Below are 20,165 nucleotides of genomic sequence, written 5' to 3' on the forward strand. Positions count from 1 at the left end.
TGACTTGCCACTGATCCAACAGTGGGGGTCAGCTTTTTTTAATGTGAACACCGTGAATCGGCAAATGGATGCCGAATTATCGCGTCCCGAACGGAGGAACGGGGAGGTGATTGCATGAAAAAAAGGAGGCGCCCCGAGGCAAATGAATTGAAATGTGGTTCGCTGTCTGCTGTAACAACGTCTAGGCTTGTCGTCCAAGCGAGACGCTGAGCATCGTGCAGCAGTCATCAAGACACATTGCACAGCATAAAAAAACCGCTTCTAACGAAAGCGCACCCGGAAGGATGCGGTTCTTTCGAAAGAAGCGGCTTCGTTGATGTCTTTATTCGGTTTTCTCGAAATAGACGGTTGGCGAAGGGGCTGATTCCCCGGCCGAATTCACGGCAGTCACTCGAAACGTACCGCTCATCGGCCCGCCTACGTAATAATAGTCGGTGCTTTTGCTTGTGCCGAGAACTTGATAGTTCCCGTCACTGTTCGGACTGTAGTAAATGTTATAGGCGATGACCTCTTCCTCCGGCGCATTGCCGCTCCATTTGGCCGTGAAGCCATCCGGCGTAGCGGTTATCGTTGGCTGCCCGGGAGCTGCCGGAGGAGCAGTAACGCCTTCGGAGCCCAGGTCATCCTCCGGAACCTCTTCGGTTAGCCCTTCATCCGTGCCGAGGTCTTCTTCCGGATCCGCCTCTTCCGAGGTGGTAAAGCCCGGTGCGCCGGTACCTACGATCGTGCTAGGCTCGGAAGCATTACCGGCCACATCCACCGCCACTACGTAATACGAGGCAAACAGGCCGTCGGATCCCAGGCCGGAGAAGACGTAATTGCCATCGGCCAGAACAACCTGGCCTTGATGGGTGAACGGGCTGCCGTTGACCGATTTATAGAGGCGATAGCCTACGACGTCCGGCGAGCCGCTCGCGCTGAAGCTGATCGATCCGCTGCCGATGTTGTAATGAACGTTTTTCGGCGGCGTAGGCGCCCTGCCGTCATCTTTTCTCGGATCGATCTTGGTCGGCATGCCTTTCTTGGCGTCTTGCGGAAGATAGTATTCCAGCGGTCTGCGTTCTCCCTTCATGACCTTCAGCGCATTCTCGAGCTCTTGGATCAGCTCATCGATCGGCTTCTCCCGTTTAACGACGATCTGCTCTTTGAGCATATCGAGCGGAGTTGCTTCCTGCGGAATGTAATTCACGCCGCGATAGGTAATGTATTTAGCCTTGGCAATGCCATCGTCCGGCTCGGTCGGTACATATTTGGCGTTGAAAATATCCGTAACGAATCGGTCGGTTAGCGCCGTAGGCACTTTCCCGCTGTACGCGGATACGGTCTTGGAGATGATACCCTCCGGCTTCTCAAAGCTCTTCGTCGGGAACAGCTCAGGCTTAACGTCGGTGACCTCATTCATAATTTTCGCCCAGATGCTCTGGGCATGCTTCCGCTGATCTCCGACGAGCACATGCTTTTGCTCCTTGTAGCCGACCCAGACGCCCAGCGTGATGTCAGGCGAATAGCCCATGAACCAGACATCACCGTAGTTCTGCGTAGAGCCGGTTTTGCCGACAATCGGAATTTCATTGAATTTCTTATACGTATCCCGGACCTTGCTTCCGGTACCGTTCGTAATGACGGTACGCATCATGTCGGTCATGAGATAGGCTGTTTGCTCGGAGAACACTTGCTCCGGCTTCACTTCGTGCTTGTAGACGATATTCCCTTTGGAATCGACGATCTTCTCGATCATAAAAGCATCGTTGAATCTTCCTTTATTGCCGATGGAGCTGTATGCATTCGTCAGCTCTTCGACGGTTACGCCCCGACTAAGGCCGCCCAGTACGCCCGTCGCTGCGGAGTAATCCTTCTCCTCCAGCGTGGTGATGCCGAGCTTTTTGGAGAATGCCCAGGCATTGTCGATACCGACGGTGTTGTTGAACAGTTTCAACGCGACCGTGTTGGTGGAATCGTTCAGCGCTTGCCGGGCCGTCATCAGGCCTCTGTAGCCGGTGTATGCGTTCTTCGGTATATGATACACTTTCGAGTAATCTTTCAAAATGATGGGTGAGTCATCCACAACGCTGGCCGGCTGAATCGCTCCGGATTCAAGCGCCGGCAAATAAGCGGCGATCGGCTTCATGGCCGAGCCCGGCTGTCGTTTCATCTGGGTGGCGTGGTTCATCTGCTCGATGTTGAAATCACGCCCTTCGATCATGCCGAGGATGGCTCCGGTTTTGTTGTCGATCATCATCGCGCCCGTTTGCTCCACGCCCTTCTCGCTGTCCGGGAAGAAGTTGCTGTCATCTTCCGCAATGGCGCGCATCGTGCGGTATACCGTGCGGTCAATCGTTGTATATACTCGATACCCGCCGGTCAGCAAATCCGGTGTTTCCTCATCTTTTTTCTCTTTGCGGTCATTGGCAGAACCCTCGAGTTCCAGCTGTGCCAAAATATCGGATGCCTGGCGTTCCACTTCCATCATGAGATACGGATAAGTCACATAAGCCTTCTGCGTCCGCGGTGCCAGCGCTCCCTTAATATCGAAGTCCAGCGCTTCGCGATATTCCGCCTGCGTAATTTTGCCTTCCTTGAGCATGCTGTCCAGCACCCGATGCTGGCGATCTATCGCCCGTTTGAAGGCCTTTTCATCAAATTCGCCCTTCCCGTTAAAGGCAGAGTAGGAGGATGGAAGCTGCGGCAGGCCGGCAAGATAAGCAGCCTGGGCGATATTCAGGTCCTCCAGCTTGTTGATGTTGAATATCCCTTTAGCGGCAGCTTTGATACCGAACACCTGGTAACCGCTTGAACCGTTGCCGTAAGGCACCTTGTTCAAATAGGCGGTCAAAATCTGATCCTTGCTTAGAAACCGCTCCATACGCATCGCCAGCAGCATTTCCTTCACCTTCCGGTTATCCGTGCGGTCACGGCTGAGGAAGGTCAGTCTTGCAAGCTGTTGGGTCAGCGTGCTTCCCCCGGTCTGGACCGGCTCGTTCAGCAAACGTTCTTTAACTGCGCGCGCAGTGCCTTTTATGTCAACACCCTTATGTGTATAAAAACGGTTGTCTTCTATGGATATGACGGCATCTTTAACGATTTGGGGAATTTCTTCAAATTCGACAGGTCGTCTGTCTTCTTCCGTCCTGAGCTGCCCGATCGGCGAGCCGTCACGGAAGTAGGCAAACCCGGTAATGGCATTATCGTTCATCGTCTTCTCGATGAGTGCCCGCGACCTTACAGGCTCATCCTTAACGATCGAGGTGACATAGCCCGCAACGGCTCCTCCGGCGAACAACACACCTGTCAGGCCTATAATAAAAAGCCATCCGATGACAGATCCGAAAACCCGCAGAAAGGAACGTTTTCGCGGTTTTTTCTGTTTTCCGGAACCCTGTTTTTTCTCCTCAACCATGAATGATACTCCTCCTTTTTAACGCACCTATTATAGCATAAATCGAAGGGTTTGAATCATTTGTCCTTTATAGAATGTCCTTTTTTAAAGAAGAATGATTTATTTTGGAATGCTTAAATGCTGGATGCATTTATTACCACACCAAGGAGGCTTCAAGGAGGCGCTGCTAGCGGCCGATCGCGGAGCAAACAGACGGGGAAAACGGTTAACGCGAGCAGTCGCGTCAGGCGGCATGAACCGCCAATCAACAGCTCCTGGCTCAAAATACGGACGGAGAGGGGAGGGGAACAAGCATGGACGCGAAACAAGTGGATTGGAAACAAGCATGAATTGGAATCAAGGATGGAATCGAAACCAGCAGGGACGGGGAGGGCAGGGGAAGGCTCGAGAGGATTGTGGGGCGCTCCCAGCTTCGACGCTGCATATTGAGGTAATGATGGGAAAGCCGTCAACAAAAAAAGAAACCTGAAGGCCGCTATGGCTTTCAGGTTTCTTGGGCTCCGCAGAATCTTAGCGGTTGTAGAATTCGACGATTTGCTTCTCGTCGATATCTTGGGAAAGCTCGGAACGCTCTGGAAGACGGATATATTTCCCTTCCAATGCAGTTTCGTCGAACTCAAGGTAAGCAGGCAAATGTACGCGGTTAGCCAGTGCTTCTTTAACGGAAGTAAGGTTGCGGCTTCTTTCACGAAGACCGATTACATCGCCGATGCTTACGGAGTAAGAGGCGATATCAACTTTCTTGCCGTTTACAGTTACATGACCGTGAGCAACGAGCTGACGGGCACCTGCACGGGAATTGCTGAAGCCAAGACGATACACGAGGTTGTCCAAACGGCTTTCAAGCAGGAACATGAAGTTCTCACCCGCGATCCCTTTCATGCTGGTTGCTTTATCGAACAGGGTGCGGAATTGCTTCTCGCCCAAGCCGTACATGTGGCGCAGCTTTTGCTTTTCTTGAAGCTGCATGCCGTAGTTGCTGACTTTTCTCCGTTGGTTAGGACCATGTTGTCCAGGAGGGAAAGGGCGTTTTGCTAATTCTTTACCTGTACCGCTCAGGGAGATTCCCAGACGGCGGCTCAATTTAAATTTAGGACCGGTGTAACGTGCCATTGTTATATAGACTCCTTTTTTAAATAAATTTCATTAGGGCTCTATTTGCGCCGTATTTGTTTGCTCTAACCAGTTAAGCCCGGAAGATCTGACAGGAAAGTTCAGCCGCTGTCCCGACAGTAACAAATAACGTGAGGGTGACACAACGTTTCCGCCCAAATTCATCGAATGCATTGCATTCTTACTCAACAATAAATATTATATGAAGTAATGACTTAAAGTCAAGCTTAACCTATCGAAAAGGTTGAATGGAGTTTGTCTAATTTTGTCGATAGGACCATGGACCTAAAAATATTGCGATGAATGCAGAAAAGTTAATGCAAAAATGGGTAGAAAAGAGTAATATAAGATTGGATTATGTAGTCGTTTATATCTAGATGTCTTTCAGCAAGAATGGAATCCTTACATATATTAAATACAATTTATGGACGCCAATGTCTTAGACAGGCCTTTATAATGGTACAAAGGAGCGCCCAATATGTCAGAGGAACAACCGAAAGTGTACGAAAGACCGCCCGGTTATGCGGACATGTTCAATGATGCCGGGCGTAACGCTGGAAGCAAGTCCGGTCTGTCCCTTCAGGGATTGGATATAACCGCTTATGATTATCCCTATCTTCAAACGCTAATCGAAAAGAGCTATTCGGAGTGGCAGAAGGAGAACGCAGGTGCAGAAGCATTAAAGAAGTTCAGGTGGGCCGTTCTGTCTCATCAAGGGGCATGGCTGTCAGGGGATTCTGGGCTAAGGCAATATTTTGCTGCCGGGGAAGACGGAGCCGTGCACCGGTCATTGAGCGACAAGATGCCCGCATCCGGAATGAATCCCGGCCTGTACGAAGGCAGTGTCGTATGCTCGGTGCCGCTGTTTACACGAAGCGAGGGCGACTTGTTTGCTGTGATGGTCAGCGTGTCGCCCGGCTCTGCGGGGGAAGAACTGGCGCTGATGGTGACGGAGTCCCAGGCGCTTCTGTTTCGGACATGCTTCTACCGGAAATTCGAATCCATGTTTGTTAATGATCTTGTGCGGGTTCATGACCATGCCAAGCTTGAAGCTTACCGTCGTTCGGTGCTGTTTCAGTACGTGAAGCGCATGCATGTCCAGATCGATGTTCACAGCGTGTTAAGCGAGGCGATCGAAAGCGTGCTTGCGTTGTATCCGGAAGCGAAAGTGGAGCTGTTCATGTCCCAGGACCATGAGAGCAGCCATCCGCTCGTCCGACCCCTGCTTCTTCAGCATTGGCAGGAGGATGTATATGTCCGGACCTTTATGGAGGGCACCCTAACGATCCGCGAGCATCCCGAGCCGCAGAACACCGTCGAGATCGGAATACCGATGGGCGGCAAGCAGGGGGTTTACGGGGTTCTGCATATCGAGGTGGACAAGCCGGTGCTGCCGGATATGGACCTTGAGCTGCTGGGGATGATGGCCGACGCTGCGGGGACCGCGTTTGAGAATGCTAAGCTGTATGAGCAGTCCAACCTGATGATCCATGAGCTGCGGATGATCAATGAGCTGACGCAGAGGCTGAACAAAAGCCTGCATTTGGCGGAGATATTCCAATTCGCGAACCATGAGCTGCTTAAGATCCTTGAGGCGGACTATTGCTGCATTCTAATATACAATGCGGAGCTCGGCGGCCTTGAAGTGGTGTCCTGCAATGCGGAATGGCTGGCGAAGGAAGTCTTCGAGAAGGATTATGGCCTCGGTGGCCTCGTATATCATTCGAAGGAGCCGCTGATTCTATCGGATTACAATGAAGAGCGGCCGGCCGAATCGAAGCTGATGGAGACCACGAACTCGAGCTCGATGATTGCGACGCCGCTAACGGTGAACGGCGAGGTTCGGGGCGTCGTGCTGCTGACCCATGCCAAACGGCATTATTTTTCCTATGACAGCTACCGCCTGCTTCAGGCGCTGACCAGCCACATCGGCCTGGCGATCGGGAATGCCTTCCTGCACGCCGAGGTCCGCAGAATGGCGAACCGGGACATGCTGACCGAGCTGTATGCAAGGCATTATCTCGATGAAGTGATCTATGAATGCCAGAACCGTGATTTTTGCGGAGCCCTCATCGTTATTGATATCGACCAGTTCAAACAGGTGAATGATACATTCGGCCACCAGCGGGGCGACAAAATATTGAAGCAGGTCAGCAACATCGTCAAGAGCACGATCCGTCACAGCGACATTCCGGCCCGTTGGGGCGGAGAGGAGCTGGCGGTATATCTGCCCGGCATCGAAATTCAACAAGCCGTGCAGGTGGCGGAGCGGATACGCACCAGGGTTGCCGAGGAAACGGATCCGAGAGTGACGGTATCCTGCGGAATTTCGGAATGGAACTGGACGAACAACAAGATCAGCGTGGAATCATTGTTTTATAGAGCGGATATGGCTTTGTATGAAGCCAAGAAGAACGGCAGGAATCGCATTGTTGTCGAGAAAGCCGAAACGGTATGAACGAGGCTGTCCCGTAAGAGGGGATAGCCTCGTTTTATTATCCTCCTGACATTCAGGAAGTTCAGGCCCAGACCAACGGTCCCGAAAGCTCCTTTTAACAAGCCGGCCGCTAATGGGTATACCGGTCTGTTAATAAGATGCAAGGCTGCGCTTTTGATTCACGGCTGCATAATGTCGTGCCCTGCAAGATAGCCTAAGAGCATGACAAATGAAAGGCTGATGATCATGTGGAAAAAACTGCGGGTCGTGCGGGGCATGCTCTGTACCGCCCTGTTGCTGTTAAGCCTGCCTGCCTGCGCATGGCAGGATAGTCTAAGTCCGGAGGATTCTTTCAAACGGGCATTGGCTGGGTTATCCGGGGTTGATAATTTCGCTTTTAAAGGGGAGGCTGCGATCCGGACGGAGGAGAGCGGCTTGTTCCAGCAGACGCTTGCTTTCGAAGGCAAGCTGCAGAACCATACGAATTTAACGTTGTCCTCGAGAACACCGGGGCGTACGATACAGGATAAGACTTCGAAAGGGAGTCTACAGCAGGCGACAGGCGATTCGGTTTATTCGACGGATGGAATGACCGTCTCACTGAAGCGCAAGGAGGGCAAATGGAATGCGCTTACCTCCGGGCAGGCGGAGGAGTTGTGGATGACCCGGCTCAATCCGCTGGAGCAGCTTGAATATATTGGAGAATCGGATAAGAAAATATCCGCGGAGCTGGGCGCGGCCAGGGGGACGAAGGTGCTCCGGATTGAGCTGTCGCCGGAGGCCGCGGCCAATATGACGAAGCGATCGCTTCAAGGACAGATGAAACTGCTTCTCGAGCGAATGCAGCGGAAGGGTGACCCGCTGTACAGTGAGGACCCCAAAGTCCGGGCCCGGCTGAAAGCCGTATGGGAGCGGGACCATGAGGAATTGACCCGAATGCTTGATCAAGCGGAGGCTGCCTCTATCTGTCATCTGACGATCGATAAGCGGTCACAGCTGCCGATCCGCATGACGATGGAGAGGTCGGTGTCCTATGTGGACCGGTCCGGCAAGGCGAGAACCGAGGCGCTCTTATCCGACGTTACATTTATTGGCTATTGATAAGCGGGGAGAGCAGCAATTCTGCATCCTTTAGCTGACGGAGGGCGGCAGTGCGTGCTACAATGAGGTATAAATTTACCGCTGTTCAATTTTTGGCAGCGGTCTCAACATAAGGAGGACTAGACATATGCGTGACCCCAGAATTCAGAAGCTGGCTCATAATCTCGTGACCTACTCGGTCGACATGCAGCCGGGTGAAAATGTGCTGATCGAAATGATCGGCTCGGAACGGGATTTGCTGAATGCAATCATCGAAGAGGTATCCAAGCATGGTGGACGTCCGTTCGTGCAATTGACCGACCGTACCGTTCAGCGCGCCATGCTGAAACATGCAAGCAAGGAGCAGCTTGAGCTGTGGGCGGAGTTCGATGTCGCCCGTATGAAGAAGATGGACTGCTACATCGGGATTCGGGCAGGCGAGAACGTGAACGACTTGGCCGATGTGCCTGAAGAGAATATGAAGCTCTATAACGCACTATATTCACATCCGGTACATAGCGAAGAGCGCGTCAAGCACACGAAGTGGGTGGTGCTCCGATATCCGAACGCCAGCATGGCGCAGCTAGCCAACACCAGCACCGAGGCGTTTGAGGACTTCTATTTCGACGTCTGCAACCTGGATTATTCCAAAATGGACCGCGCCCAGGACCCGCTTGCAGAGCTGATGAGAAAGACCGATAAGGTCCGCATCGTTGGTCCGGGCACGGATCTTACCTTCTCCATCAAAAATATCGGTGCCGAAAAGTGCTCCGGCCAGAAGAACATTCCGGACGGAGAAGTATATACCGCGCCCGTACGGGATTCGGTAAACGGGACGATCGCATACAATACTCCGACGCTGTATAACGGCGTCACCTTTGAAAACATCAAATTCCGTTTCGAAAACGGTAAAATCGTAGAGGCGACGGGCAGCGACACGAAACGCCTGAACGAGATTCTGGATTCGGATGAAGGGGCGAGATACATCGGAGAATTCGCCATCGGCTTCAATCCGTATATTTTAACGCCGATGAAGGATATTCTGTTCGACGAGAAAATCGCCGGCAGCCTGCATTTTACGCCGGGGCAGGCATATGATGTAACAGACAACGGCAACCGTTCCTCCATTCACTGGGACCTTGTGCTGATACAGCGTCCGGAGTACGGCGGCGGTGAAATCTATTTCGACGATCGGCTGATCCGCAAAGACGGATTGTTCGTCATTCCGGAGCTGGAGGCGCTAAATCCGGAAAATCTTAAATAGATTGGAAAATAGGTTGCATAAGAAAACGGATTCAATGTATCATGAAGGTGCAATGTGAGATATTTTTTCAGATCCTAAAAGTTACGGAGGGATTCGTATGTCCAATAACAACACAGCGATCGTAGAAATTTCGCAAACGGCCAGTAAGTTCTCGTCCTCCATCGTCTTGCAGGCGGAGAACAAGTACATCGACGTGAAGAGTATTTTGGGCCTGTTCACCACGCTGGTGAGCAACCAAAGCTACGAGCTGCATGTACACGGACCTGATGCTGACGAAGCTAAACAAGCAATGATCGACGTATTTAACAAGCATGGCTTGAATGTCTCCGTCGTGGCTGAATAACAGCCGAAAAACACCCTTCCACCGAATGGAAGGGTGTTTTTTCGTTAGCAGGGGGTCTATTTTTTTCAGGTCCTTGTATTGCTCCGCGATTTCGACTAATATTAAAGATAGTAACTGTGCTGTGATTTTGGACATAGGGGGGAAGATCATGACTTCATCTGATCTACAGGAACAGCTGAATCTTAAAGCGATCAGTCTTCTACATGAAGATGCAGATAAAATCCTAAAGCTTATTGAAGTACAGATGGAGAATCTGGCGACCCGTTATTGCCCTCTCTATGAGGAAGTGCTGGATACCCAAATGTACGGTTTTTCGAAAGAGGTCGATTTTGCGGTACGGGCCGGACTTCTTCCGGAAAGTACAGGGAAGCAGCTGATCAGCAAGCTCGAACGCAATCTGGCGCTCCTGTACGAAGCCATGAATCAATCCGAATAGCCTGTACTTGTACAGGCGCATACATAGAAGAGGCTGTCCGAATGGTCTATTGACCCGGACAGCCTCTTGGTATGTTATGGGACGTTAGTTAACGGCGGAGAATCCTGCGGCCAATCAAATGACGCGTCCCAAAGGCTATACTAGGAAGAAGGACACGCCAAGGATGATATAGACAGCTAATAGCAGCAAGCCCTCGTACCAGTTGGAGGCGCCGTCCTGGGTGATGGATCTGGCTATGAATACGGCAACGCCGATGGCCACAAGCTCGAGCGTCGTGAATACGAGATCCATGGTGTCGCCCATAAAGAAGCTGACGAACACAAGGACAGGGGCGACAAATAGGGCGATTTGCAGGCTGCTGCCGACCGCAATTTCCACGGCGGCGCTGATCTTGTTCTTCAGTGCCAGCATGATCGCTGCGCTGTGCTCAGCCGCGTTACCGATGATGGCTACCAGAAATGCACCGATAAACAGCTCGCTGAGACCGTATTCGTGGCTGATCGGCTCCAGCACGCCGACAAGCCATTCACTGACGAAGGCGACCATAACCGTTGCAATGATGAGATACAGAACGGAGCGTCCCTTCGACCAGGTCGGTTCTTGTTCATGTGCAAGCGCATCCTGATCGCTCTTATCTTCGCTGACATCCGCCAAGTACTCCTTATGCGTGATCATGGAGAAGCCGAGCCATGCTATGTAGGAGACGATCAGAATTCCTGCGACGATCAGGCTGAGCAGCTTCGTTTCGTCTTCCGTAATCGAATGGGTATTCAAGAAGACAGCGGGAACGAATAGTGCGATGATGGCCAGCGTCATAAGGGAGCCGTTCAGCCCTGCCAGCGTCATGTTGAATTTCTGGATTTTAAACTTGAGCCCTCCCGCAAACAGGCTCAGACCGAGTACAAGCAGCAAATTGCCGATGATCGAGCCGGTGATGCTCGCCTTAACCATGTCGTACAGGCCTTCACGAATCAGCAAGATCGCGATGATCAGCTCGGCGGCATTGCCGAAGGTGGCGTTCAGGAAGCCGCCAAGGCGCTGGCCGGCATAATGGGCGACGCTTTCGGTCGCTTTGCCCAGAAAGCCGGCGACAAAGATGACCGAAATGGAAGAAAGGATGAACTGGAGGGTAAAATTCCACCCTGCATAATGACCGATTGCGCTGAGCAGAAAGGTCACGATGAGAAGCGCCGGGCTCAACCATTTTTTCATAATGTACACCTGCCTTTTGTATTGTCATTCGAAGAAGCGATCGTACGAGCCGAAACGACGATTCTCGGGGTTCTTTTTACAATATACCCATTTTGTTTGAAAAATTATCCGGTGTTTGTGATGCGGGCATTTGCTTTTTGGGCCTGTTAGGATTTACAATAACGGATAATGAGGTGAAGGAGGATTTGGCATGACGGAACAACTTCAACTGGATAACGGTTTAATTCGGATATCGGATGATGTCGTATCGAAAATTGCCGGACTGGCAGCCTTGGAGACACCAGGAATTGCAGCGATGTCCGGCGGATTGTCGGAGGGCTGGGCCAAGCGGCTTAGCGGTAAAAATGTGCAGAAGGGTGTTACGGTAGAGGTAGGGCAGCTCGAGGCCGCAATCGATTTGCGCATCATCGTGCTCTATGAGACGCCTATACATGAAGTGTGCCGCATGCTTCAGCAGAACGTCCGCGAAGCGGTCGAGAGCATGACCGGCCTTCGTGTCGTTGAGGTCAACGTCAAGGTCGAAGGCGTGGCGTTCAAGGATGACGAAATCGACGATCTTCCGCAGCGCGCGAAATAAGTCGATACGCTTGGGAGGGGAAGCGGCTCTCCCTGCAGCAATGAACACAATGGATTGTACATAAAAAAGACTACCGGGCTGTCCGGTAGTCTTTTTTAATGACGGATTTGACCTGTTCCTGCTTCGCCGGCCGGTTGCTGTCCCTTGAGATGCTGAGGACAATCCCCATGCTGAGCATCATGACGAGCAGGGATGAGCCGCCGTAACTGATAAACGGAAGGGTCACGCCGGTAATCGGAATCGTGTTGGTCACGCCGCCGATATTGATGAAGGCCTGAATGGCGATGAGGCCCATGATGCCCACGCCCGTCAGCGTCCCGAAAGGATCGGAGCATCGGAGCGAGACGATAATGCCTCGGATAATGAAATACAAGTAGAACAGTAAAAATAATGCCGTGCCGATAAAGCCGAATTCCTCGCCGATGACGGAGAAAATAAAGTCGTTGTAGGGGTTCGGCAAGTAATGCAGCTTCTGCACGCTCTCGCCGAAACCTGCTCCGGTGACACCGCCTTGGCCGATGGCAATCAGGGATTGAACCAGGTTGTAGCCCGTACTCGATTCATCCTTGAAGGGATCCAGAAACGCCTCGATCCGTCCGACCTTATAGTTCTTGGAGGCTTGCTCGGGAGTATCGTCCGAGTTAAAGAGCGAGCCGACGCCGAGCGTAAGCACCAAACCGAGCGCGACGAGCGAAATACAGCCGAGAATATGCTTGAGGTTGGCTCCGCCCGCATAGATAAGCAGCCCGCAGGTCGCGACCAGAATGAAGCAGGAGCCGAGATCCGGCTGCAGCATGATGAGTCCTGCGACGATGCCCACGATGATCAGGACGGGGAAGAATCCGCCCTTCCATTGACGGATGCGTTCCCCTTTCTTCGTGATCAAGGCGGACAGATACACGATCGTAGCGATCTTGGCAAGCTCGGTAGGCTGAATGCCCAGCGATCCGAGCTGGAACCAGCTGACGGCGCCGTTGGTCGTCTTACCGAGCATTACGACCAAGATAAGCAGGATCAGTGTTAGAAAAAATACAGGAAGAAACAGCTTCTTGTATTTCTTGTAGTTGATGTTCATTGCCACGAACATGACAAAGGTACCCAGAACGGCAAAGGCGGCCTGACGCTTCGTGAAGTAAAGCGGATCGTTGTTGAATTTCTCATTGAAGACGGTCAAGCTGGAGCTGGAACTGAACACCATAATCAGTCCGAATCCCACCAGCAGCAAGGTCATGATGAGCAGCTGGAAATCAGGAGTGCCTCTCTTCGGCTGAGGTTTGGTCGTATTCATGGCGTAACCACTACGCTTCCAGCAGAGCTTTCAGCTCCTGAATCTTCTTGGTGGCCACATTCATAACCGGCTGAGGAGCCATGCTCTCATACTCCAGACCGTGAGGGAAGGTAGCCTTGCCCATGTAGACCGCTTCAATCTTAAGAATGGTGTCAGGCTTCTCCAGCTTGCCTTCCACGGCGCGGGTGTTGATGCGCAGGAAGTATTCTGCCTGGTTCTTTTTATCTTCGATTTTCAAATCGTATGTAGCGCGGTAGTATTCCCACTGCCAGCGAATGAACCCTACCTTTTCCGCACATTCGTCGAGGTAAGCCAAATCGCTGTTTAAACCGTCTAAGCCTGTATTTTCAAAAATCATGTGGTCATAAACCCCCTTAATATTCCTAGCAAAGTTCTTTAATATGATAGTATGTTTCAGGAACTTCTGCAAGCCTGTAGCGCCCGTCCGGCCTCAATTTGAGACCATGTATCCAGAAGATATTTTGGTGACGACAGGCATTCCTCTTTTCTGTTAGAATAAAACGAGGAGCAAATCGGTTTTGAAATGTACGCTTTCCATCCGCGCGGTTATATATTCATATGGTTTATATCATACAGCGAAAGGCGGAGGGCCAAATGAACCGGACCGTGTACAAGACGGAATATTATGCAGTCGAGGTGAACGAGCAGCACGAAATCGTTGTATTCGACCAGCTGCCGGAGTCAGCCTCGGTGGTAGCGATGCATGAAGGCTGCCTGCTGCTGGTTCGCCAGTATCGGGAAGCGGTGGACGAGATAACCTGGGAGCTTCCCGGAGGGACCGTCCGTCCCGGGGAAGAGGCTGCTGCGGCCGCCCGGCGCGAACTGGAAGAGGAAGCGGGCATACGATGCAAGGATCTTAGCTATATGGGCAGCGCTTACCCGATGGCTTCGCTTGCGAACCGGAAGGTGCATTATTATTTTACGGATGTGTTGAAGCCGGCAGGAGCTTTGGACCGCCGTCCGGACGATGACGATGTGGCCGCCGCATGGGTTCCGCTTCGGGACGTGTTCCGAAAGGTTCAGCAAGGCGGCGTAGACGCCATGGTCGGACATGGCCTGCTTCTGGGGAGCCTTAACGGTTATTTTTCGATCGAATGATCGTTCATAGTTCGGGGAGGATGATGAAGCTTGATGAAGGAAGCATTTTGGGAACAGTGGTTTCCGCGAATGGTAGAGTGGCGACGTCATTTACATATGAATCCGGAAGTATCGTTTCATGAGAAGGAAACCTCGAGATTTGTTGCGGACCGGCTGCGGGAGCTCGGCCTCGAGGTAAAGACCGATGTCGGCGGTCACGGCGTCATTGGCATTTTAAGAGGCGACAAGCCGGGAAAAACGATCGTGCTGCGGGCGGACATGGACGCCCTGCCGATCGAGGACGGCAAGAGCTGTGAATATAAATCCAGAGTTCCGGGGGTAATGCATGCCTGCGGGCATGACGGCCATACCTCCATGCTGCTTGGAGCGGCCGCTTACTACAGCACGTACCGGGAGGAGCTTCCGGGCGAAATCCGGTTCATGTTCCAGCCTGCGGAGGAGGTGTGCCCCGGCGGGGCGATCGAGATGATCAAGGACGGCGCCATCGAAGGCGCCGATGTGGTCTACGGGCTTCACCTGTGGACACCGCTCCCGGTCGGCACCGCAGCGAGTGCTCCGGGTCCGCTCATGGCCGCAGCCGATGAATTCTTCATCGATATTACCGGTCGCGGCGGTCACGGCGGGATGCCGCATGTAACAGCTGATGCGCTTGTAGCCGGGGCCGCGCTTGTCATGCAGCTGCAGACGATCGTGAGCCGAACGGTCGATCCGCTTCAGCCTGCGGTCGTCACGATCGGTACGATGCAGGCAGGCACAGCGCAGAATGTGATCGCATCGTCCTGCCGGATTACGGGAACGGTGCGCACGTTCGACGAGGCTACGCGGACGCTGATCCGTGAGCGGATCGAAATGATGGCCCGCACCGTATCCGAGACCTATGGCACGGAATCGTCGGTCCGTTATCTGATTGGCTATCCGGCCCTGGTGAATGATGAGCAGGAGACGGCCCGATTCTTCCGTACGGCGCCGAAGGTGTTCGGAGACGAGTTTGTGCAGCTGTCGCCGAAGCTGATGCCGGCCGAGGATTTTGCTTACTACCTACAAGAGCTTCCGGGCTGCTTCATGTTCGTGGGCGCAGGGAACCCGCAGAAGGAAGCGGTATACCCGCATCACCATCCGATGTTTGATTTCGATGAAGAGGCGATGCGGTACGGCGTTCGGCTGCTCGTGGAGATGGTATCAAGCTGCCGGGAGGAAGGCTAGAGAATCTGCCTTCTTTGACGGCAGGCGCATGAATGGACGTTTTTTGGCAATCCTATAGATTATAAGGGGAAGTTCAGATCCAATGTTTGTTTGGATGTGGACTTCCTTTTTTTAGGAGCCGGAAGACCCTTGCCGCAAATTCATGCAAAAGGAGGAGTAGACGATGAACCCAAAGCCATGCATCGTCCAAAGGGATCGGACCATTCTGCTTGAGACCGCACACCCCGAATTCGAGCAGGCCCGCCGGCAGCTGTCGCAGTATGCCGATCTGGTCAAAAGTCCTTCGTCGTTTCATACATATCGCATTACCCCCTTATCGCTCTGGAATGCCGCCGCCAGCGGAATGAGCGCCGAAACGATCTGCTCCAGCCTGCAGGGGCTGGCCAGATGGGAGGTTCCGGTACAGGTTCTGGCCGAAATTCGTCAGCTTGTCAGCCGTTACGGGCAGCTGTCGCTGCTGCCGCATCCGGACAAGGAGCAGCACCTGCTTCTGCGCAGTGACAGTGAGTCGCTGCTGAACGAGCTGCGGAGCCTGCGCACGCTGGCGGACATCGGGCTCGTCTTCCGTTCATCCAAGGAGGCGGAGGTCCCGGCGGACCGGCGGGGCTTATTGAAGCAGGAGCTGACGCGTCTCGGCTATCCTGTCCTGGACCATGCGGGGTATCAGGACGGGCAGTATTTGGACATCCGGTGGCGGGGAGAAACCGATCCGTTGGCCGCAACTCCAGGCAACGAAAGCCTGCCGGAAGCTTCCGATCCCCGGAAGGAGGAGAAGGTGCAAGGCTTTCGGCTTCGCGATTACCAGCGTGAGGCGGCCGCATCCATTCGGGATGCCGGGGGTTCAGGCGGCAGCGGCGTGATCGTGCTGCCTTGCGGGGCGGGGAAGACGGTGATCGGCATGGCGGCAATGCGCGAGCTGCAGTGCGAGACGCTGATCCTCACGTCCAATACAACCTCGGTCAGGCAGTGGGTCGATGAGCTGTTAAGGAAAACGACGCTGACCCCGGAGGACATCGGCGAATATTCCGGACATCGGAAAGAAGTCCGGCCTGTCACCGTCGCCACGTATCAGATATTGACACACCGGCGGGGCAAGGGGGACGAGCAGCTCCATATGAAGCTGTTCAATGAGCGCCGCTGGGGGCTGATCATATACGATGAGGTTCATCTGCTGCCCGCCCCGGTATTTCGAGCTACCGCCGATATCCAGGCCACACGCCGTCTGGGTCTGACCGCTACGCTGATTCGGGAGGATGGACGGGAGCATGATGTATTTTCACTGATCGGTCCGAAGCGGTATGAGATGCCGTGGAAGGAGCTCGAGGATCAGGGGTGGATCGCCGAGGTGGACTGCCTGGAGGTTAAGGTGCCGATGACTTCGCATCTGAAAGAGAAATACCTGGCTGCAGGAAAGAGAGAGCAGTATCGGCTCGCGGCCGAGAATCCGTCCAAGCTGTCAACGCTTATCCGGCTTGTCGAGCGCCATCCGGGGGCACAGATCCTCATCATCGGCCAGTACCTGGATCAGCTGAAAGCCATTGCCGATCGGCTGCAAGCGCCGCTCATTACCGGGCGGATGGCGCAGAACGAACGGCATGCCTGGTATGCCGCTTTTCGCAGCGGGGAGACCCGGCTGCTCGTCGTCTCCAAGGTTGCCAATTTTGCGGTGGATCTGCCGGATGCGTCGGTGGCTATCGAGGTTTCCGGCAGCTACGGCTCGCGTCAGGAAGAAGCCCAGCGTTTAGGGAGACTGCTGCGGCCCAAGCAAGGTGAGAATAAGGCGCATTTCTATACGCTCGTAACGGAGGACAGCCGTGAGGAGTTTTTTGCGCTGCGCCGCCGTATGTTCTTGATTGAGCAGGGCTACGAGTATCGGACGATGACCGTCATGGAGGGGGCGGTCCCCGCCCCTGTGCATGCGAAGCAGACTTCGGGTCGCAAAGAACCGAGACCGGCGGGCAGAAGGGAGGCGTCAAGCCCATGACGGCGATGGGGGATCATGAAAGGGGAGGAACGGCCAGCCTGGATCAGCTGCGTCCCCTGGAGCGCACAGTGCTTTCCTTCATTTGGCGCAGGTTCGCCGGGAGGCCATTTAGCGACGGCCATTTGCGCACGCTGATCATTCCGCGTTTGAGCGGCGCGGAGGTGCAGCTTGGGGTGCTGCTCTTACGGAGGCGGGGATGGATTAAGGCGGCAAGCAAAGGATGGAACGAGTGGGAGTACTGCATTCCGTTTCATAAGCTCGGATTCCTTCAATCGTCGTTTGGCGGTTTGCAGGCAGTTCCGTCCGCGGGAGAACCTTCCAAGCTGCTGCAGGAAGGAAGAGCCGGCATATCGCTTGATGTATTCAATACGCTGGTATATGCGGAGAAAACCTCTTTGGCCGTTACTTCCCGTGGCGTGCTGCACAAAAAGCATATCCGGCGGCTGGAGGAGATCGCAGCCCTTTCTCCAAACGATTTGGATCCAGCAGTGCTCCGGTTCACTCAGCATGAAGCGTATCCGCCTCAAATAGCGCTTATTCTTGACCTGCTCCAGTCTCTCGGGCTTGCCGCCATCCAGCGGCACGGGCTGATCATTGATCGCCGGGCTCTTGGAGAATGGCTGGAGCTTTCGCGCGAAGCGATGGATAACAGGATCCTCTTCATTCTTATGGAGCGCTGCACTCCGGAGAATCCGGCCTACCAGCATTTCGTCTGGCGTCTGTGCGATCCGTCCTTGACTTGCGGGCGGTGGATCGATCCGGGCCTGCTGCTGTCGGACAGCCATGACGGCAGTCAGAAGGAAGATAGTGCCGGCACCATTAGCCGTTTACACGCCGGGGAAGCCTTCCCATGGCTTCGTTTGCTGGCAGGCTGCGGGTACATCGACCTCGGAGAGAATGATGACGGAAGGATCGTGTTTCGGTGGCGCATGACGCCGCTCCCGGCGTTATTCGGAGGTTTCGCAAACAGCGAGGCAGGAAGCGGCCGGTTGTATATTCAGCCCGATTTCGACATCCTGATCCCGCCCGACGTTCCTTATACGCTTAGATTTCAGGCTGCGCTGTTTACGGAACGGTTATCGGATGACGTCATGTCCGTTTATCGGCTGACCCGCGACTCGGTCATGGAGGCCGCAAGGGCAGGCATCGGCCCGGAGCAGATCATCCAGCTGCTCGAGAAAGGGGCGGCGGCCGGATTCCCTGACCATGTCCGGACCGCGATCGTCCAGTGGGGCATGGGAGCGGACGATTCGGAAAACCGCCCGGGCCACCGGCTTCAGCTGGGTAACGCGGACCTTGCCGATGGTGCCGATGGTGGGAGCAGTCGATATCCGCTGCCTTGGTCCTTTGATTCCGCAGCGGCTGTGATCACGGAGCGGGCTGGCAGCACTGGCGAAGCGGAGAACGAGCCTAACGAGGTGGATGAGCGGTTGCCGGATATTCGCTCTCTGCTCCCGGATTTGACGCGGATTCCTGCCATGTGGACGAAGGATTGGCGGGCTTACCACAGCTCGACGGCCAAGCAAATGATGGAGCAGGCACTCGCTTTATCCGTAAAACTGGAAATTTCGATCAACGGCAGACGAATGGAATTCATTCCGCGCGAGCTGGGGCGAAACCCCTGGACAATAACAGGCGCCCTGTTTCCCCCTGGCGCTGACGGCCCGGAGTCGATCGTGCAGCTTAGCGAAGGACAATGGAGAGAAATGCGCTTGCTTATCCCTGAAAGCGTATGAATTCCCCCTTCTTAAGAGACGCACGTTATGCTATGATGGAAGAGTCCACGAATGCACAAGCAAGGGACGAATCTAATAGAGAAGCGGGATGAGTTCATGAGCGTATCGGAAATAAACACGATCGATATGGCCGAGGTGCTCACCTATGCCTACGAGATCGGCGATATGATTAATGCTTCCGTCGAAGTGGCGGATTACTTATATTGGAAGCAGGCGGTTGAGCGAGACCCGGCCATCCAGAGCCTGATCAAGAAGCTGGAAGCCAAGAAGGAGCTGTTCGAGGAGACGCAGCGGTTCGGTCACTTCCATCCGAACTACCATTCGGCGAAGGATGAGGTCAGCAAGGTGGAGGCGGAGCTGGAAGCCTTTGAGCCGGTCGCCCGGTTCAAACAGGCGGAGAAGAATCTGGATGATCTTCTGCACTCAATGTCCGAGCGAATTGCCTTCTCGGTTTCGAGCAGCATCAAGGTCCCTAGCAACGATCCTCTTCCGAAGAAGGGCTGCGGCAGCGGTGGCGCCTGCCAGTGCGGCTAAAGCGCTGCGAGCCGATAAGAGAATGAAAGCGAGGCGAGGACCTTAGGATGTTGGCGGAACGTACCGGTTTTATTATATGGGTCAGCGATGTCAAGGCAGCGAGGAATCTGGAGAAGTACGGCAGCGTGCATTATATTTCACGCCGGATGCATTACGTTGTGATGTACGTCAACGCGGACCGTGCCGAGGAAACGATGAAGAATATCCGGAGATTATCTTACGTACGTAAGATCGAGCGCTCTTACCGGAACGAGATAAAGACGGAATATAACAGCAAAGGTCCTGACAAGGCGAAGTTCTACGGTCCATAGACCGGAGACGAAGCTTGCAGGCGCAGTTTGAGGACAGAAACGACATAAGGCAACCACTGGTTGCAACAGCGCGGATTAGCGGCCCTCCGGGGCCGTTTTTTTTATTGTCCGGCGGGGAAGACGATGATCCG

At 53.8% G+C, this 20,165-nt stretch carries 17 protein-coding genes; 12 read left to right on the top strand and 5 right to left on the bottom strand.

What is annotated here, in order from left to right; all coding sequences use genetic code 11:
• Positions 1-322: 322 nt before the first annotated feature.
• Both NST08_RS09725 and rpsD read right to left on the bottom strand, forming a co-directional pair.
• Entirely contained in the window at positions 323-3,397 is a 3,075-nt protein-coding gene (locus tag NST08_RS09725) for a transglycosylase domain-containing protein (protein ID WP_340901048.1), read from the bottom strand.
• Positions 3,398-3,907: 510 nt separating this feature from the next.
• On the bottom strand, positions 3,908-4,510 hold the full coding sequence (gene rpsD / locus NST08_RS09730) for a 30S ribosomal protein S4 (protein WP_007129623.1): 603 nt from the start codon (positions 4,508-4,510) through the stop codon (positions 3,908-3,910).
• Between the two features lie 478 nt (positions 4,511-4,988).
• Here rpsD and NST08_RS09735 point away from each other — a divergent pair, with 478 nt between their 5' ends.
• The 5 genes from NST08_RS09735 (at position 4,989) to NST08_RS09755 (ending at position 10,070) form a co-directional block, all read left to right on the top strand.
• Complete coding sequence (locus tag NST08_RS09735; protein ID WP_213614198.1) at positions 4,989-6,968, top strand: sensor domain-containing diguanylate cyclase; 1,980 nt, start codon at positions 4,989-4,991, stop codon at positions 6,966-6,968.
• A gap of 225 nt (positions 6,969-7,193) precedes the next feature.
• Positions 7,194-8,048, top strand: coding sequence for a hypothetical protein (locus NST08_RS09740; RefSeq protein WP_210095529.1), 855 nt, complete (start codon positions 7,194-7,196; stop codon positions 8,046-8,048).
• A gap of 127 nt (positions 8,049-8,175) precedes the next feature.
• Positions 8,176-9,291 (top strand): aminopeptidase, encoded by a 1,116-nt coding sequence (locus NST08_RS09745; protein ID WP_007129626.1) that lies wholly within the window; start codon positions 8,176-8,178, stop codon positions 9,289-9,291.
• A 97-nt stretch (positions 9,292-9,388) separates the two neighbouring features.
• Positions 9,389-9,634: an HPr family phosphocarrier protein gene (locus NST08_RS09750; protein ID WP_007129627.1), complete on the top strand. Its 246-nt coding sequence runs from the start codon at positions 9,389-9,391 to the stop codon at positions 9,632-9,634.
• A 148-nt stretch (positions 9,635-9,782) separates the two neighbouring features.
• On the top strand, positions 9,783-10,070 hold the full coding sequence (locus tag NST08_RS09755; protein WP_007129628.1) for a YlaN family protein: 288 nt from the start codon (positions 9,783-9,785) through the stop codon (positions 10,068-10,070).
• A gap of 135 nt (positions 10,071-10,205) precedes the next feature.
• Here the strand turns inward: NST08_RS09755 and cax are convergent, their stop codons facing one another.
• Positions 10,206-11,285, bottom strand: coding sequence for a calcium/proton exchanger (gene cax / locus NST08_RS09760; protein ID WP_312889674.1), 1,080 nt, complete (start codon positions 11,283-11,285; stop codon positions 10,206-10,208).
• A gap of 187 nt (positions 11,286-11,472) precedes the next feature.
• On the opposite strand from cax, the gene NST08_RS09765 reads away from it, so the two are divergent.
• The gene (locus NST08_RS09765; RefSeq protein ID WP_007129630.1) at positions 11,473-11,859 is read left to right on the top strand and encodes an Asp23/Gls24 family envelope stress response protein; all 387 of its coding nucleotides are present in this window, start codon (positions 11,473-11,475) and stop codon (positions 11,857-11,859) included.
• A 70-nt stretch (positions 11,860-11,929) separates the two neighbouring features.
• Here NST08_RS09765 and ftsW read toward each other — a convergent pair whose 3' ends face one another.
• Together ftsW and NST08_RS09775 are read right to left on the bottom strand one after the other, a co-directional pair.
• Positions 11,930-13,147: a putative lipid II flippase FtsW gene (gene ftsW / locus NST08_RS09770; RefSeq protein WP_028405217.1), complete on the bottom strand. Its 1,218-nt coding sequence runs from the start codon at positions 13,145-13,147 to the stop codon at positions 11,930-11,932.
• 10 nt (positions 13,148-13,157) lie between these two features.
• Positions 13,158-13,505 carry a YugN family protein gene (locus NST08_RS09775; protein ID WP_341341719.1) on the bottom strand — a complete coding sequence of 116 codons (348 nt, stop codon included), beginning with the start codon at positions 13,503-13,505 and terminating at the stop codon, positions 13,158-13,160.
• 257 nt (positions 13,506-13,762) lie between these two features.
• On the opposite strand from NST08_RS09775, the gene NST08_RS09780 reads away from it, so the two are divergent.
• From NST08_RS09780 to NST08_RS09805, 6 genes are all read left to right on the top strand, one after another.
• The gene (locus NST08_RS09780) at positions 13,763-14,266 is read left to right on the top strand and encodes an NUDIX domain-containing protein (protein WP_341033927.1); all 504 of its coding nucleotides are present in this window, start codon (positions 13,763-13,765) and stop codon (positions 14,264-14,266) included.
• Between the two features lie 33 nt (positions 14,267-14,299).
• Positions 14,300-15,469: an amidohydrolase gene (locus NST08_RS09785; RefSeq protein ID WP_144866596.1), complete on the top strand. Its 1,170-nt coding sequence runs from the start codon at positions 14,300-14,302 to the stop codon at positions 15,467-15,469.
• 163 nt (positions 15,470-15,632) lie between these two features.
• Positions 15,633-17,453 (top strand): DNA repair helicase XPB, encoded by a 1,821-nt coding sequence (locus NST08_RS09790; protein ID WP_341341720.1) that lies wholly within the window; start codon positions 15,633-15,635, stop codon positions 17,451-17,453.
• Positions 17,450-19,189: a helicase-associated domain-containing protein gene (locus tag NST08_RS09795; protein WP_260985692.1), complete on the top strand. Its 1,740-nt coding sequence runs from the start codon at positions 17,450-17,452 to the stop codon at positions 19,187-19,189. Before NST08_RS09790 ends, NST08_RS09795 begins: the two co-directional genes overlap by 4 nt.
• A gap of 96 nt (positions 19,190-19,285) precedes the next feature.
• Positions 19,286-19,723: a YlbF family regulator gene (locus NST08_RS09800; protein WP_028405222.1), complete on the top strand. Its 438-nt coding sequence runs from the start codon at positions 19,286-19,288 to the stop codon at positions 19,721-19,723.
• 47 nt (positions 19,724-19,770) lie between these two features.
• Complete coding sequence (locus NST08_RS09805; protein WP_007129638.1) at positions 19,771-20,034, top strand: YlbG family protein; 264 nt, start codon at positions 19,771-19,773, stop codon at positions 20,032-20,034.
• Positions 20,035-20,165 lie beyond the last annotated feature (131 nt).

It is taken from the genome of Paenibacillus sp. FSL K6-1566 (assembly GCF_038050475.1).
Classification (GTDB): domain Bacteria; phylum Bacillota; class Bacilli; order Paenibacillales; family Paenibacillaceae; genus Paenibacillus_AQ; species Paenibacillus_AQ lactis.

Bases quoted from the DNA above. Each gene is read 5' to 3' on its own strand.
- NST08_RS09725 (WP_340901048.1), bottom strand. From the start codon at position 3,397: ATGGTTGAGGAGAAAAAACAGGGTTCCGGAAAACAGAAAAAACCGCGA.
- rpsD (WP_007129623.1), bottom strand. From the start codon at position 4,510: ATGGCACGTTACACCGGTCCTAAATTTAAATTGAGCCGCCGTCTGGGA.
- NST08_RS09735 (WP_213614198.1), top strand. From the start codon at position 4,989: ATGTCAGAGGAACAACCGAAAGTGTACGAAAGACCGCCCGGTTATGCG.
- NST08_RS09740 (WP_210095529.1), top strand. From the start codon at position 7,194: ATGTGGAAAAAACTGCGGGTCGTGCGGGGCATGCTCTGTACCGCCCTG.
- NST08_RS09745 (WP_007129626.1), top strand. From the start codon at position 8,176: ATGCGTGACCCCAGAATTCAGAAGCTGGCTCATAATCTCGTGACCTAC.
- NST08_RS09750 (WP_007129627.1), top strand. From the start codon at position 9,389: ATGTCCAATAACAACACAGCGATCGTAGAAATTTCGCAAACGGCCAGT.
- NST08_RS09755 (WP_007129628.1), top strand. From the start codon at position 9,783: ATGACTTCATCTGATCTACAGGAACAGCTGAATCTTAAAGCGATCAGT.
- NST08_RS09765 (WP_007129630.1), top strand. From the start codon at position 11,473: ATGACGGAACAACTTCAACTGGATAACGGTTTAATTCGGATATCGGAT.
- ftsW (WP_028405217.1), bottom strand. From the start codon at position 13,147: ATGAATACGACCAAACCTCAGCCGAAGAGAGGCACTCCTGATTTCCAG.
- NST08_RS09775 (WP_341341719.1), bottom strand. From the start codon at position 13,505: ATGATTTTTGAAAATACAGGCTTAGACGGTTTAAACAGCGATTTGGCT.
- NST08_RS09780 (WP_341033927.1), top strand. From the start codon at position 13,763: ATGAACCGGACCGTGTACAAGACGGAATATTATGCAGTCGAGGTGAAC.
- NST08_RS09785 (WP_144866596.1), top strand. From the start codon at position 14,300: ATGAAGGAAGCATTTTGGGAACAGTGGTTTCCGCGAATGGTAGAGTGG.
- NST08_RS09790 (WP_341341720.1), top strand. From the start codon at position 15,633: ATGAACCCAAAGCCATGCATCGTCCAAAGGGATCGGACCATTCTGCTT.
- NST08_RS09795 (WP_260985692.1), top strand. From the start codon at position 17,450: ATGACGGCGATGGGGGATCATGAAAGGGGAGGAACGGCCAGCCTGGAT.
- NST08_RS09800 (WP_028405222.1), top strand. From the start codon at position 19,286: ATGAGCGTATCGGAAATAAACACGATCGATATGGCCGAGGTGCTCACC.
- NST08_RS09805 (WP_007129638.1), top strand. From the start codon at position 19,771: ATGTTGGCGGAACGTACCGGTTTTATTATATGGGTCAGCGATGTCAAG.